This is a genomic window from Acidobacteriota bacterium, from assembly GCA_030697165.1.
Lineage (GTDB): Bacteria > Acidobacteriota > Vicinamibacteria > Vicinamibacterales > UBA2999 > 12-FULL-67-14b.
The window spans coordinates 520,106-534,672 of the sequence record JAUYQQ010000015.1; the positions used below are offsets into that span (position 1 = coordinate 520,106).

Sequence of the window (14,567 nt, forward strand, 5' to 3'; positions counted from 1 at the left end):
CCTCGTACCAAGGCCGATTGTCACGCTTTTCGGTCATCGGCGACGACATTGGTGGCCAACACGATCGCGAAGATTGCGACGGCCGGCGCGAGGGTCCACGGAAATCTGGCCACCGCGTTGTAGTTGCCGGCCTCGGCGAGCATGTTGCCCCAGCTCGCCACGGGATCGGGGAATCCCATGCCGATGAACGACAACGTCGCCTCGGCGAGGATAAAGCCTGGCAGCAACAACGTGGCTTGCACCACGAGGTGGCCCGAGCAGGCGGGCATTAGGTGACGCAGCAGGATGTGTCCCGGCCCGGCGCCAAGCGAGCGCGCGGCTTGCACGTACTCGCGATCGCGCTCGGCGGCGACAATGGCGCGCACCCCCTTCGCCACGAATGGCCAGCCCACCGCCACGAAGATTGCGGCCACCAGCACGAACACCGTCGTGGCCGGCAAGACGAGGGGCAACACCGACCGCAGCACCAGCACTACGTAGATGACAGGCAGGATCAACACGAAGTCGGCGGCTCGCATGATCGTGTCGTCGATCCAGCCGCCGCGAAACCCGGCCCACGCACCCGCGAGCGCGCCGATCACGACTGCACCGAGCGTGGCGAGCAGGGCCAGGCCGACCGAGGTGCGGGCGCCGTACAACAGTCGCGACAGCACATCGCGGCCGAAGTTGTCGGCGCCAAGCAGGAAGACCGGCTGACCGTCGACCTGGCCGAACCACGGGAGCGGCAACGTTCGGGTCGGGTCGCTCTCGAAACGCTGTTCGAGTCGATCCGCCAGCACAACCGGATGCACGACGGGCGCGCCGGCGCCCTGGAAGTGCGGCCGCATGGGTGGGGCGTGCAGGAAGTCGCGAAACCCGCGGCCGGCCTCGTACGGCGCGAGCAGCGGCGCCGCCAGCGACAAGCAGGCCAGCACGATCACGAACCACGCGGCGCGGCGGGTCACCGCGCCTCCTGCGAGCGAACCCGCGGGTCGGCAATCGCCAGCAGCGCGTCGGCGATCCACGTCCCGGCGGCCAGGAAGAAGGCGCCACTCGCGGCACAGCCGGCCACCAAATACAGGTCACGTGCCTTGAGCGCGTCGTACATCAACCGGCCCAGGCCCGGCCACGACGTGACCACCTCCACCACGAACGAGCCGCTGAACAGGCTCCCGATCATCACGCCGTAGAGGCCCAGCACCGAGCGCAGCGACACGGGCCAGGCGTGGCGGACGATGGCCAGGACAGGACCGACGCCGCGCGCGCGGCTGGCGATGACGAAGGGTTCGCGGACGGCTTTTTCAATGGCCTGCGACTGCAGCCGTTCGAGGGTCGCCGCCAGCGGCAGGGCCAGGGCGAGCGCCGGGATCGGGAGATGGCGGGCCAGGTCGCCGAGCCACTGCGCCCAGGTGAGGTCGATGCCGCCAGACGAGGTCATGCCGCCGACCGGCAGCCAGCCGGTGCGGGCGGCGAGAAACACGAGGGCCAGCGAGCCGATGAGCGGTGGAATGGACAAGGCCAGGACCGACAGCACGCGCACCGCGGCGCGGCCCAGGCCGCGCGAGCGGCTGCCGGAGTAGACGCCGAGCGGCAAGCCGATGGCGGTCGCCAGCAGCAGCGCCACCAGCGCGAGCACCGCGGTATTGAGTGCGCGTTCGCCGACCAGTTCGGTCACCGGCCGGGAGTACAGCAGGGAGCGGCCGAAGTCGAGCCGGACGGCGCCACCCAACCACGCGAGGTATTGCACCGCCAGCGGCCGTTCCAGTCCGAGTTCGGCGCGGCGTTTCGCAAGCGCGGCCGGATCGAGAAAGAGGGCCTGTTCGGACGTGATGTCGCCGGGGGCGAGCGTGGTCAGCAGCAGTGAGGCGGACGAGACGACCAGGACGAGCAACAGGGCGAACCCGAGACGCCTCAGGAGATAGCGTCCCATACGCCGCTACTGCCCCGTCGCGGCCGGCGAGCGCACCGTGATCGTGTCAGACGCCCACAGCAACTGCGGACGCAGGATGGTCGGCGACATCGATCCCACGCGGGCACTGACACCCATGTGCATGCGCGGCGCGACGAAGTAGATGATCGGCAGGTTGTCCGCGAAGATGTTCTGGACCTGGTCGAACAGGCGCTTGCGTTCATCCTGGTCGGTGCTGGAGGTCATCGCGTGCATCAGGTCGTCGATCTGCTTCTCCCACTCGGTCGCGGGGGTGACCTGGCCCATATTCCAGATGTGGGCGGAACCCGAGCTGAGCCAGAAGTCTGGATTCATGGCTGGATCGAGGTTGCTCGACGAGATAAAGAATGAAATCGCCTCGAAGTCGCCCTTGACCAAGCGCTGGATGAGCGCACCCTGCTCGAGGGCGACCACGTCCACGGCAATGCCGAGCGGCCGGAGATCCTCGCGCAGCACCGCCGATCCGCGTTCGAGCGAGGAGTTGCCACGGAAGGTCAGCAGCGTGAAGCGGGCTTCCGTGCCCTTCTCGTCTTCGAGCCACTCGTCCGCATCGCGGTTGGCCAGGCCCAGGCCGGCGAGCAGGTCCTTCGCCTTGTCCAACGAGTGCGCGTAGCGGGGCACGTTGGGCGAGAACCACTTCTGGTTTCCGGGCGTCACGGGTCCCCAGATTGGCACGCCGGCGCCGAGGAACACCGTGTTGGCGAACGCCTCGCGATCCACGGCGTGCGAAATCGCCTGGCGGAACTCTTTGCGCGACATCCAGCTGCCGCGCGGGTCCCTGGCCCACTGCTGCGGGCGCAGGTTGAAGAAGAAGAGATCGGGATCGGTGCTGACGCCAAGCTCCAGCAGCTGGAGCCGGCCCTGGTCCACGAGCGGCCGCAGCGTGGCAACGTCTTCGGGGCGCACCTGCTGCTGCAGCATGTCGATCTGCCCGGACTGCAGGCGCACCAGCTCCGCATTCTGGTCCGGCACGACTTCGAGCACGAGCTGATCGAGGTACGGCAGGGCGACGCCGGCGGCGTCCTTCTTCCAGTAGCGCGGGTTGCGGTCGAAGATCAGCCGCTGGCCTGGCTCGTAGCGGGTCAGGACGAACGGCCCGAGCGACACCAGCTCGGTCAGGGGCGTGGCCACGCCCCACGCCTGCGGGAACGTGCCGGCGGCGAGCGCCGCCTCCAGCTTATGCTTCGGCGCCAGCGTCAGGTTGTCGAGGAGGGCGATGCCCGGCCCGAAGGCCCCGGGATAGGTAATGACAACAGTTCGCGCGTCGGGCGCGGCCACCGCAAGGGGTTGTCCGCCCACCCGTAGCGAACTGGCGAGCACGCTGTTGACCTTGGGGTCATAAATGGCCTGGAACGAGAACACGACGTCGGCCGAGGTAAAGGGGGTTCCGTCGGACCACGCGGCTTCGCGCAGCGTGAGGGTAAAGGTGCGATTGTCCGGGGACACGGTCCACGATTCGGCCAACGCCGGTTCGATCTCCTGCGTCGAGCGGTTGACACGAATCAACTTGCTTTGCGTCAGCTGGGAGATCAGGTCGGTCGCGAAGTTCTGGTCGGCCCACCGGTTGAACGTCCGTGGCTCGCTGCGCAGCGAGGAACTGAGCACGCCGCCACGGGTGATGACGTCGGAGAAAACAATTTCTGTACCCGAATCCTCGGCTGGTTGTTGGCTGGACCACCAGCGCCAACCCATGAACGCCATCACGCCCACCAGCAGAACGCTCAGCAATGCCCGCGGTTGTCGGTTCACTTCTTGTCCAGTCGGCCAATAGATTGGCCGGTTTTACGCGTGCACGGAGATCGAATTTCGCCCGGTTTGCGTGCAGAACAGTATTTCGTGGCACCGCTGACCCGGGCCGGGCAACGGCTTGGCCGTAGTTCGGGGGCGGCCCGAAGCGCGACCGCCCGCATCGTAGAACACCAAACCCTGCCGATGCAATCAGTTAGCCGAACGTGGCGGTCGCCACGGTCCGGGTGGCACCGCCCGTGCGATGTCTGTCGGTCAAGGAGCACCGTTCATGGACGTTCAAACGCTGACCTACAGCGGACCAGATTTTCAGCCACGGGTGGGCCGTAGCGTGAGCATCGAGCAAGCCGCGCAGCTGCTCGCCGTCTCCCGCCGCACCGTCTACTACCGCATCCGTGACGGTCGGCTCCGCACCATTCGCACCCTTGGGGGCTCCCAGCGGGTGCTGATGGACTCGGTTGAAGAAATGCGCGGGTCCCATTAGACCCGCCTCGCACCGCCTGACTGTTACTTGCACTTAATTGCTTGGTCCTGACTTTGGAGTCCCTGATGGAGAACCTGCAGCCGACCGCCCGCACACGCCGCGGCCGATCACAACCTGCTTTTCACGGTTCCACCGCCGCGTTCACGATCGCGGTCCTCCTGCTGGCGTGTGTCACCTCGGCCGCGGCCAGCGAGCGGCGCGCACGCCTTTCGTCGGATCTGGAGGCGCACCTCAACTCGAGCTCGTCGGCGCCGATCGACATCATCATTTCCGGGTCGCAGGAACGGATCGACCGTCTGGCCAGGCGGCATGGCCTGGTGGTGAAGAAGGTCCTGTCGTCGGGAGCGGTGCTCACGGCCTCGAAGCGCGCGATGGCGGCGCTGTCGCAGGACGTGGAAGTGGATGCGGTGTCAGGTGATTCGACCGTGCGCTCGCACCTGGCGGTGGCGGCCAATACCATCGGCGCGGACGCCGCGTGGGCCGGCGCGATCGCGACGCTTGGGGCGGTCGACGGGCGTGGCGTGGGGGTGGCCATTATCGACAGCGGCATTGCCGATCACCCGGCCCTGCGGAACCGGGTCGTCGCGAGCGTGGACTTCACGAGCGGGCGCGGCCGCGGCCGCGATGACTACGGCCACGGCACCCACATTGCCGGCATCGTCGCGGCACGGTCGTTCCGGAACTCGGCAGAGGGCGCGGAGAGTGGCATTGCGCCGGCGGCGCACCTGGTCAACCTCAAGGTGCTCGGCGCCGATGGCACGGGCCAGGCCAGCGACGTGATCGAAGCCATCGACTGGGCGATTCGTTATCGCAAGGACTTTGGCATCCGCGTGCTGAACCTGTCGCTCGGTGCGGCCCCGACGCAGAGCTACAAGGACGACCCGATCTGCCAGGCGGTGGAGCGGGCGGTCAAGGCCGGGCTGGTGGTGGTGGCGTCGGCTGGCAACTACGGCACCAATGACAAGAACCAGCAGATCTACGGCAGCGTGACCTCGCCGGGCATTTCGCCCTACGCGATCACGGTCGGTGCGATCCGCACGCAGGGCACGGCCGACAAGTCGGACGATGAGGTGGCGCCGTGGAGTTCGAAGGGCCCGACGCTGGTCGACCACATCGTGAAGCCCGACCTGGTGGCGCCAGGCGCGAAGATCATCTCGACGGCGGCAGCGGGGGCAACCCTGATGACGCAGTATCCGGAGCGGCTGATCGACGGCCCCGGGTCGCGCGATTACTTCTCGATGAGCGGCACCAGCATGTCGGCAGCGGTCGTGTCCGGCGCGGTGGCGCTGTTACTGGACGGGCGCAGCGACCTGACGCCGCTGCAGGTGAAACTGGCACTGCAGGCCAGCGCCGACTTCATGCCCGCAGCCGGATTGCTGGCAGCCGGCGCCGGCAGTCTGAATCTTGAAGATCTGGGCGGAGTTCTTCCAATCGTAGGAAGTCTGAGCCTTACGAAAGACCGCGGTTTCGCGTATCCCGCTGCTGCGAGACCCCTAGTGGAGTCAAACCAGATCATCTGGGGTGACCAAATCATCTGGGGTGACCAGATCATCTGGGGCGACCAGATCATCTGGGGCGACCAGATCATCTGGGGCGACCAGATCATCTGGGGCGACCAGATCATTTGGGGCGACCAGATCATCTGGGGCGACCAGATCATTTGGGGCGACCAGATCATTTGGGGCGACCAGATCATTTGGGGCGACCAGATCATCTGGGGCGACTAACGCTTGCCGCTGCCTTTAACTGCACGATTCTGCGAGGAGACGAACATGGCAAAGCTCATCATCTGGGGCGAATAGTAAACACGGCGCTATTCTAGCGACGCCTCTATGGCTGCGCGATTCACGACGCTATCGAAACTTGGCAAGGTGTATGTCCTTGGAGTGTCAGCAATTGGCCTCGCAATTGCAGCGCACTCCCTCGGTCAGCTGTTTGTCCAGCAGGTCGACCCTCAGTGGCTAATTCTCGCGGCACTGACCCTTCTGACTGGGGCGTTCACGGTTCGTATTCCCGGAATTCCGGCGCACCTTTCGGTCTCTGACACATTTGTCCTCGTTTCTGTGCTTCTCTTCGGACCTGCCGCAGGAACGATCATCGCTCTTCTGGATGCGCTGATCATCTCACTTCGCGTCGGTCGGAACACCCGCGAACCATTTCGGGTCATCTTCAACGTCTCGGCAGTGGCGCTATCGACTAACACCGCGGCACAGGTGTTTTTCGGCGTCGCCGGGATACAGCCCTACTCGATTGAACCGACGCCACTCGGACGAATCCTGTTTCCGCTTTTCCTGTGTGCGCTTACTTACTTCCTGCTTAACAGCTGGCTGGTCACATTTGCTCTTGCTCTCGAAAAAGGACGGCCGCCGTTCGCCATATGGCGCGACAATTTTCTGTGGCTTTCGGTTAACTACTTCGTCGGCGGCTCAGTAGCAGGGTTACTGGTTACGTATTCTCGCGAGATTGATCTAACAACCCTGGGGATCATCGTTCCGCTCCTTCTGGTTTCATATCTCACGTTCAAAACATCTCTCGGCCGAATCGAAGATGCCAATCGCCATCTGACACAAGTCAACGCGATGTACTTGTCCACCATCGAGACGCTCGCCATGGCGATTGACGCAAAGGACCAGATAACGCACGGACATATTCGGCGTGTTCAGCGATACGCGGTTGGCCTGGCGAGAGCGGTAGGCGTCAACGATGACACCCAGATCAAAGCGATCGAAGCGGCGGCTCTGTTGCACGACATGGGAAAGCTTGCGATTCCTGAATTCATCCTCAACAAGCCAGGGCGGCTTACGTCGAATGAGTTCGACGTCATGAAGCAACATGCCAACATCGGCGCGGACATTCTTTCATCCATTGAATTCCCTTATCCGGTCGTTCCAATCGTCCGCCACCACCACGAGAGCTGGGATGGCACCGGATATCCGGACGCCCTGAAGGGTGTCGAGATTCCTCTGGGTGCTAGGGTGCTCTCTGTTGTCGATTGTTATGACGCATTGACATCGGACCGGCCCTACCGGCCGCGACTGTCTGTTGATGACGCCATCCAGATATTGGTTCAGCGAAGAGGATCCATGTACGACCCATTAATTGTCGACAAGTTTATCGAGACCCAGAAGCAACTTTCCGAAGAGGCGCAAGAAGGAGACCGCGAGAAGGACGCCATCGATTCAATTGCGACCAAGCTCCGAATAACGCCAGAGACGACAGCCCCGCCACTAGGCGAGGTCCCTGAGCAGCTACCGCTCCAGATCCTCTCCCTATTACGATCTATTCATCCGTCTCCACGAGGACTCTCTGTGGAGGATTTCGGCGTGATTGTGTCTAGGCAGGTCCTGCGCCTCACCGATGCGCGCTCTGTGGCGTTGTACGCCGTCGCAGAAAACGAACACTCAATTCGGTGCCTTTACGCTGATGGTCCACTGTCACAGTTGGTCGGCGGACCTGAAATTGCTCTCGGGGAGCGACTTTCCGGATGGGTAGCCGCCCACAGGACGCCAATCTGGAACTCTGATGCCACCCTAGACCTTCCCAGCGAACTCGCGAGATCCGCCGGAGTGGACCTCGGCTCAAGCGTGCCGTTGATGGACGGGGATCTTCTTGTCGGCACTCTGACCTTTTATGCGAGCGCAGGAGGCGAGATTGCGGTCGAACAACGACTACTGATTCAATCCATCGCTCCGCAATTGGCAACTGCTCTCTCTGCATCTGTTGCTCATGACCAAGTTGCCGCAATCGACGGAAGCAATCGGTCTTCACGAGAAGCCTTGTACGCGATTCTAGATGCCCTGCTTTCCCACAGAGCTCGTGGAGTTGCTCGCTCCCACCCAGACTCTCAGTCCATCGTCTTGTTGACTCTCCTCCCGCACGGAGGATCTGACGGAACCTGGAACACCGAACAGGCCCACCTGTTAGCAAACATCTCGGCGGCAACTGGACGCACCGGCACTGTGGTGCGTCTGTCGTCTGATAAGTTACTCGTCACGGCTTCGCTGAGGCAACTCACCAGCCTCGGACTCGACTCAGGTTCGACCGCAAGAGCAGCTCAGAGAAGTCTCGGAATCAGCGTCAAGGAGATCGGCAATTCTCTTGAGCTGCGTAGAGTTCTTGGCTTGATTCAGCAAGGCGATCAGTCGTCAGGAAAGCCGCTAGTGCACTGAGTCGGAGGGATCCGTGACTCCTGAGTCAACGATCATCTCATTGGTGGAGTGCGGCCTTTTCCGGGACGCGGCAACTGCTATCGACGAGCAACCGGACCGTCCACTCGCGTTGCGAGTCTTACGATGTCAGCTTGAGCCTCACGTTGGAAGCCCGACGCGCGCTATCGATTCGGCCGAACGGCTACTCAAGGAGCGGCTCACAAACTCCGAGAAAGCATCGTGTTGGGACATCATCGGGCGGGGGACCTTAAGCGTTGGCCATATCGATGCCGGCTTACGTGGAATGAAGCGCGCAGCCCAGTTGGCAGCTGAATCCGGGGATGCGCGCCTGCAGACGAGGTTCATGTGTAGTTTTGCGCAGGGGTTGCTGCACTGGGTAGGAATCGAACCGGCCGCAATCGAAGTCTCCAAGCTTCGCAAAGAAGTAATTCGATCTGGCGATCCACATTCGATGGTCGCCCTGCACTACCTGTGTGCCGAGATCCAAGCCAAGAGGGGACTACTGCTCGCCGCCGAGCAAAGTATCCAAACCGCGAAGACGATCCTCGGGGGATTCGCGAATGTGTGGCAACAGGGTCGCTTGGCAATCACGAGCACCGGAATCGCTATCTTCAACGCAGACTACGCGGCGGCTCTTGAATCTACGAGAGAGGCCCTAGATTGCGCAGAGCGGTCGGGCTCACGCGAGCTAAAGATTCCGGCCCTCGGAAATCTGGCGTATATCAATGTCGCGCAGGAGTCGATTGAGGCGGCGAAAGGGGTAATCGGCGAGGTGCTCGGAATTGTCCGACGAGGCGAGGCGTGTGAAATAGGCATCCGCGATACGCAGATGCAGTTAGCTCTTACGTCTGGCGACCTTGAGCTGGCGAGAAGCCTCGCTGATGAAGTCTATTTGACTTCAGAGAAGCTTGAGAGGGGCAACTCCTATTACGGACTCTGGCATCTCCTCACTCGTGTGAAGTGGCTCTATCGAACCGGGCAGGCCGACGCCGGTGTCGCCCTCGCCCTCGATGCCATCCCCCGCATAGAACGCATGGCCGATCGTAATCTTCTCGAGCGGATGCAGTTGCTTGCTGCCGAGGGCCTCGGGCGCATTGGCCGCGTAAGAGAAGGTGCCCAGCTGATGGCCGACGCCGTGACCGCCAACCCAGAACCGCCCCTCGAAATGCTGGCCGAGGCGTCGCGTGTCGCCGGCCGGCTCACCGCTCAGGACGATCCGGCGGCCGCCGCCGGCCACTTCGCACGCGCGGCCCGCATCCTGCACGCTGTCGGCAACCTCAGCGCCGGCGGCGAGATTCAACGCGACCTCCGCGACAGCGGCGCCCGGCCGCAGGACGCCAATGGCCACGCCGCCGCGCCGATGGGGCGCGACGGCCTACAGCCGCAACCACCCGCCGACCTCCGCCCCCCGGCGGCCGCCCTCACCGAACGCATCGCCGCCCTCGTTGACCTCGCCGCCCATCCGCCCCTCCTCGGTGCCGAGACCCTCTCGCTGATCGCCGATACCCGCGCTGCCCTGCACGCTCGAATGGTCGAAAGCGGACCCGGCGGCAACGGCGAGCACGCGGTGGCCGACCCGGGCTTAATCTCAATGCCGTTGGGACTCCATCGCGACCGCCACTTTTCGATCGTCGCACAACCACAGCCCACCGCCTCCTCGCGGGCCACGCTGCTGGCCATCGAACGGCTGGTCCACACCGCCCTGGCCCTTGTCCAGGCGCGTGTCCAGGAGCGCGAGCGCACCACTCTGTGGCCGGAACCCTCGCCGGAGCAGCAGCTCGGATTGGTGTGCGCCTCGGAGCGCATGCTCGACCTGGTCAAGTCGGTGCGCCACATCGCGGCGTCGAACCTCGCCGTGCTGATTACAGGCGAGACCGGCGTCGGCAAGGAACTGTTCGCCCGCGCGTTGCACCAGGCGTCGGGCCGGCGCGATCGCGCCTTCCTGCCATTCAACTGCACCACCGTGCCACGCGAGATCCTCGACAGCCAGTTGTTCGGCCACCGCCGCGGCGCCTTCACCGGCGCCCTGGACGATTCGCCTGGGCTGATTCGTTCGGCCGCCGGCGGCACCCTGTTGCTCGACGAGATCGGCGAGATGAGCCTGGAGGCTCAGCCGAAGCTGCTGCGCTTCCTCGAAACCGGCGAGATCCTGCCGCTGGGCGAAACCCGGCCTCAGTTCGTAGACGTGCGCGTGGTTGCCGCCACCAACGCCAATCTCGAGCAACTGGTGGCCGACGGCAGGTTCCGCGAGGACCTGTATTACCGGCTAAGCGTGATTCCGCTGCAGGTGCCGCCGCTGCGCGAACGCCGCGAGGAGATCCCGCTGCTCGTCGAGCACTTCCTCGACAAGTTCTCACACGAGCTGCAGAGGCCGCTGTTGCGGGTCGCCGAGGAAACACTCCACTACCTGGTACTGTACCGCTGGCCGGGCAACGTGCGGCAACTGGCCAACGAAGTGCGGCGCATGGTGGCCCTGGCCGAGCCGGGCGCGGTGTTGATGCCCGAGCACCTGTCCGCCGTCATCACCGCAAGCCGCCGCACGGTACCCGCCGATCAACTTGTCCTCGAACCCACCGAGATGGTGATGCGGATCGATCAGCCGCTGGCCGCCGCCACCGAACACCTGGAGCGCGCTCTCATCCAGCGCGCCCTCAAGAGCTGCAACGGCAAAGTGGACGATGCGGCCAAGCTGCTCGGCCTGTCGCGCAAGGGCCTGTACCTCAAGCGCCAGCGCCTCGGGATCGAATAGCGCCGCACCGGGCGAAGGTCACCGAGCCACCAGGCGCGCCGCGCCAGCGATTTGCCCGCCATCCCTGCGCCCGAAGCTCCGCCTCCGGCGTCCTCTTGACAAACCGCGAGCACGGCATCCACGTCGGCCGCCATGCTGTATCTCGCCCGGATCAGCATGGCGCGGCACGACTTCTAACTCGACGTTCCCTCGGCTCGCTCGTCAACCCGTGTGCTCTGAAATCAAGGAGTTCCGCCATGCGTGTCTTCATTGGCCTGTTCATGATCGCCGCCAGCCTGCTGTCGTCGCCGGCCGCGGCCACCGCCACCGGAACCATTCTCCGCCCGGACGGCGCGGGGGTCTCGCTACCGCTTACGCTCACCCGGGCACTACGGTAGAGCTGGTTAACGGGGCTGGGGCGGTTTGCACGGAATAGGCCTCCGGTCCGCTTGACCGCGGGACAAACCGAGACATACTGTCTGCAGGTTGGCTCTCCCAGCCCCCTCGACTCTTCCCGGGAGCCCTTGAAACACTGTGAGCCAGGCGATCGTGGATGCTTTGCCGGTGCTGACGCGGGACGAACTGTGCCTGCGGGAAGTGCACGCGACCGACGCGGCGGCGCTCGTGGCGCTGTTCGCGCGGCCCGACGTGTCGGCGCACCTCGATCCGCCGCCGGCGACCGTCGACGACTTCCTCACCTGGATTACCCTCAGCCAGTCGCGCCGCGCCGACAACCGTGCCGCGTGCTACACGCTGCTGGCCGGCAACCAGGAAGTGTCGGGCCTGTTCATGGCGCTGCGCCTGGAGGGCGACAGCCGCGCCGAGATCGGCTTCGCCATGTCACCGGGTCTGTGGGGCTCCGGCGTCTTCAAGCGAGCCGTGGACCTCTACCTCGATTTCCTGTTCAACGAATGGGGGGTCAAGACGCTGGTCGGCCGGACGCTCGTCCGCAACGCCCGCGGCGTCGGCGCCATGCGCAAGCTCGGCGCGACGATCGTCGAGGAGTCGGTGCGCAACGGCCAGCCTGAATACATCTGGACGCTGCAGCGGCAGAAGTCTTAGATCGTCGCCTTCAGAATCTCCTGGATCGCCTGGCGCACGGCCGGCGTCAGGTGCGCGTACTTCGGCCCCGCCTCCTCGCCCGCCAGCACGCGCGCGATCTTCGCCATCACCAGGCTCTTGACCGGCGCCGGCAGCCCCCGGAACGGCGGCGAGTAGATCATGTAGCTGAGCGGATATTTCTGCAGGCGCGTCTTCAGATCGAGATCGTGCAGCGAGCGGCCCTTCGGATCGCGGGGGCCTTCGGCCATGAATTTTTCGGCAAAGCCGGACGACCCTTCGATGGGGCCGCCGGTGATCGGCGCTTCATCCACGAACAGCATGTACTCGACAATCGCGTCAGCGGCTTCGGCAACCCGCGAATCCGACAGCGGACCGCCCACCCGCGATTCCCAGGTCGCGCGCGTGAACAGATTGAAGAGGTGCGCCTGGTGCTCCATCACCATCAGCGCGACGATGTCGCTGTACGGCGTGGGGTAACCGGTCAGGTCGAACTGCCCCTCGAGCGAGACGCGCGCCGGCGGCGGAATGGGCCTGTCGGCGGGCCTGCCCCCCGTAGCCTTGGCGGACGGGGGCATGAACAGGGGGAGGTTGCCGGCGTGCTTCGGCGGCACACGCTTGCCGGTGACGTACCAGCCGCCCCAGCGATCCTCGATGGGCCGGAAGTGGTCCACGGTGAACCCGTTGGCGTAGTCGGTCTCGTCCTTGCGCGGGAACGTGCTCAGGATGGTCTGGCCGGGGACGCCCAGGGTGTCCCACGACAGGTGACAGCGCAGGCACTGCGACTCGCGGCCAATGCTCGGCGTGGTGGTTCGTTCCTGGTGGATCACGTAGAACACCGAGCCCAGCACGGGGTCCTGCGCCACGACTTCGAGCAACCCACTGCCGCGAACGAAGCCCACCGACGCGTGGTCGTTGAAATAGATCGCGCGGGGGTTGGTCATGGTGATGTGCTGCGCCTGCAGGCTGGTCTGCGTGTAGACCAGCACCTGCGACTCCACCGGGATCCGCAGCAGGTCGAGCACCGACTTGAGGTACCCGGACTTCTCGTCAAAGACGAGGGCCGCCGACTTGTCGGCGAGCTTCCGGTTGAGGGCGTCGACGACGGTATTGGCGTCGGTGGTGTTGTAGCGGATCGCCGGGTGGTTGATCGATTGATCGAACGCGCCCTGCCGCTGGGCCACCGCCGTCGAGACGGCGCCGCCCAGGGCCAGGCCCGCAAGCGCAAACAGGGTGGCCGGTTTCACCCTTTCAGGATACCGCCATCCGCGCCAGGTCCGGCTATCTGGTCCGGCTAACCGCCTCCGCCCAAGGCTACGGCGGGTCAAGAAGCCGGACGCCACATCTGGTCCGGCTAAAGCCGGACGCTACTTGCCGCCGAACCAGCTCGGAATCGGCATGTCGGCCATCGTCCGCAAGCCCGGCGCCACGCGCAGGATCTTGGGGATCGAGTTGACGGTGATCGACGCGGTGGCGACGTCGCCGTGCAGGCCGCCGGCCACCTTCGAGGTCACGCGCGGGTGGCCTTCGACCGTGACCGCATCGAACGATTCGGGCGCGCCGAGGTAGGCCTCCATGTGGAGCGTGATCACCGGCTTGCCCTTGCTGTAGCCAATGCCGTCCTGGATGATGCCGCACACGTAGCCGGGGTCCACGGCAATGAGCTCGCTTTCGACCGCCTTGTCGGCAATCTTCGGCTGAATCTCGTCGGTGACCTTATCGAGCTTCCAGCCCATCGAGTCGGCAATCATCTGCACGCTCTCGGCGAGGCCGACGTGACGCACGCTGCCATCCTTGACCTTGGCGGCGAACTGCTCTTTCGTCAGCCCTGAGCCAATCTTCTGCTGGAACGGCAGGCGGCGGGTGCGCGCGTCCTGGATGCGATCGACGCGAATGCTGTCGACCCGCTCGCAGATGCCGGTCAGCGTGATCGGCAGCGCATCCATCGCGAAGCCCGGATTGACGCCGGTGCCGACGACCGCCACCTTGGCCTTCTTGGCCAGCGCATCGATCTTCTTCGCCAGCGCGCGATTCTTGCCCACCGGGTACGACAGTTCCTCGGTGGTCGAGACAATCGCGACCTTCTTGCCGAGCACCTGTTCGATCTGCGGCATCACCTTCTTGAGCGACGAACTCGTGCAGAGTACCGCCACGTCCGGCTTGCCGGCCTTAATTGCTCCGACCGCGTCGTTGGTGACGCGGATGCGCAGCTTCTTGTCGAGGCCAATGACCTGTCCGAGGTCGAGGCCGATCTTCGCGCGGTCGATGTCCACCGCGCCGACAATCTGGAAACCCTTGCGTGAAGCCACCTGGCGCGCGACCGCAGCGCCAATGGGGCCAAGACCATAGAGAAGCACTCGAATCGGCATAGGAGCCTAGGATTATACCCGCCTTCGCAGGGCTACGGCGCGGCAAGCCGGGTTACGATGGGCCCGGTGAAGGACAGGAACAGAC

11 protein-coding genes are annotated in these 14,567 nt (G+C 64.6%); 6 read left to right on the top strand and 5 right to left on the bottom strand.

Features of this window, described 5'->3' with window-relative positions; all coding sequences use genetic code 11:
• Positions 1 to 20 precede the first annotated feature (20 nt).
• Genes Q8T13_15925 through Q8T13_15935 form a run of 3 tightly spaced genes read right to left on the bottom strand, consistent with a single transcriptional unit; the run spans position 21 to position 3,676 of the window.
• Positions 21 to 944, bottom strand: a complete 924-nt coding sequence (locus tag Q8T13_15925; GenBank protein ID MDP3719250.1) for an ABC transporter permease — start codon at positions 942 to 944, stop codon at positions 21 to 23.
• Entirely contained in the window at positions 941 to 1,909 is a 969-nt protein-coding gene (locus tag Q8T13_15930; GenBank protein ID MDP3719251.1) for an ABC transporter permease, read from the bottom strand. Before Q8T13_15930 ends, Q8T13_15925 begins: the two co-directional genes overlap by 4 nt.
• Positions 1,910 to 1,915: 6 nt before the next feature.
• A complete protein-coding gene (locus Q8T13_15935; protein ID MDP3719252.1) occupies positions 1,916 to 3,676 on the bottom strand; it encodes an ABC transporter substrate-binding protein in 1,761 nt (586 codons plus the stop codon).
• A 268-nt stretch (positions 3,677 to 3,944) separates the two neighbouring features.
• On the opposite strand from Q8T13_15935, the gene Q8T13_15940 reads away from it, so the two are divergent.
• The 6 genes from Q8T13_15940 (at position 3,945) to Q8T13_15965 (ending at position 12,116) form a co-directional block, all read left to right on the top strand.
• On the top strand, positions 3,945 to 4,157 hold the full coding sequence (locus tag Q8T13_15940) for a helix-turn-helix domain-containing protein (protein MDP3719253.1): 213 nt from the start codon (positions 3,945 to 3,947) through the stop codon (positions 4,155 to 4,157).
• 65 nt (positions 4,158 to 4,222) lie between these two features.
• On the top strand, positions 4,223 to 5,884 hold the full coding sequence (locus tag Q8T13_15945; GenBank protein ID MDP3719254.1) for a S8 family peptidase: 1,662 nt from the start codon (positions 4,223 to 4,225) through the stop codon (positions 5,882 to 5,884).
• A gap of 105 nt (positions 5,885 to 5,989) precedes the next feature.
• On the top strand, positions 5,990 to 8,326 hold the full coding sequence (locus Q8T13_15950; protein MDP3719255.1) for an HD domain-containing protein: 2,337 nt from the start codon (positions 5,990 to 5,992) through the stop codon (positions 8,324 to 8,326).
• Positions 8,327 to 9,281: 955 nt separating this feature from the next.
• The gene (locus tag Q8T13_15955; GenBank protein MDP3719256.1) at positions 9,282 to 11,075 is read left to right on the top strand and encodes a sigma-54 dependent transcriptional regulator; all 1,794 of its coding nucleotides are present in this window, start codon (positions 9,282 to 9,284) and stop codon (positions 11,073 to 11,075) included.
• A 236-nt stretch (positions 11,076 to 11,311) separates the two neighbouring features.
• Positions 11,312 to 11,452, top strand: coding sequence for a hypothetical protein (locus Q8T13_15960; protein MDP3719257.1), 141 nt, complete (start codon positions 11,312 to 11,314; stop codon positions 11,450 to 11,452).
• 136 nt (positions 11,453 to 11,588) lie between these two features.
• The gene (locus Q8T13_15965) at positions 11,589 to 12,116 is read left to right on the top strand and encodes a GNAT family N-acetyltransferase (GenBank protein MDP3719258.1); all 528 of its coding nucleotides are present in this window, start codon (positions 11,589 to 11,591) and stop codon (positions 12,114 to 12,116) included.
• Here the strand turns inward: Q8T13_15965 and Q8T13_15970 are convergent.
• Positions 12,113 to 13,360 (bottom strand): hypothetical protein, encoded by a 1,248-nt coding sequence (locus tag Q8T13_15970; GenBank protein ID MDP3719259.1) that lies wholly within the window; start codon positions 13,358 to 13,360, stop codon positions 12,113 to 12,115. The genes Q8T13_15965 and Q8T13_15970 overlap by 4 nt on opposite strands.
• Positions 13,361 to 13,480: 120 nt before the next feature.
• On the bottom strand, positions 13,481 to 14,482 hold the full coding sequence (locus tag Q8T13_15975) for a dihydrodipicolinate reductase (protein MDP3719260.1): 1,002 nt from the start codon (positions 14,480 to 14,482) through the stop codon (positions 13,481 to 13,483).
• Between the last annotated feature and the right edge of the window lie 85 nt (positions 14,483 to 14,567).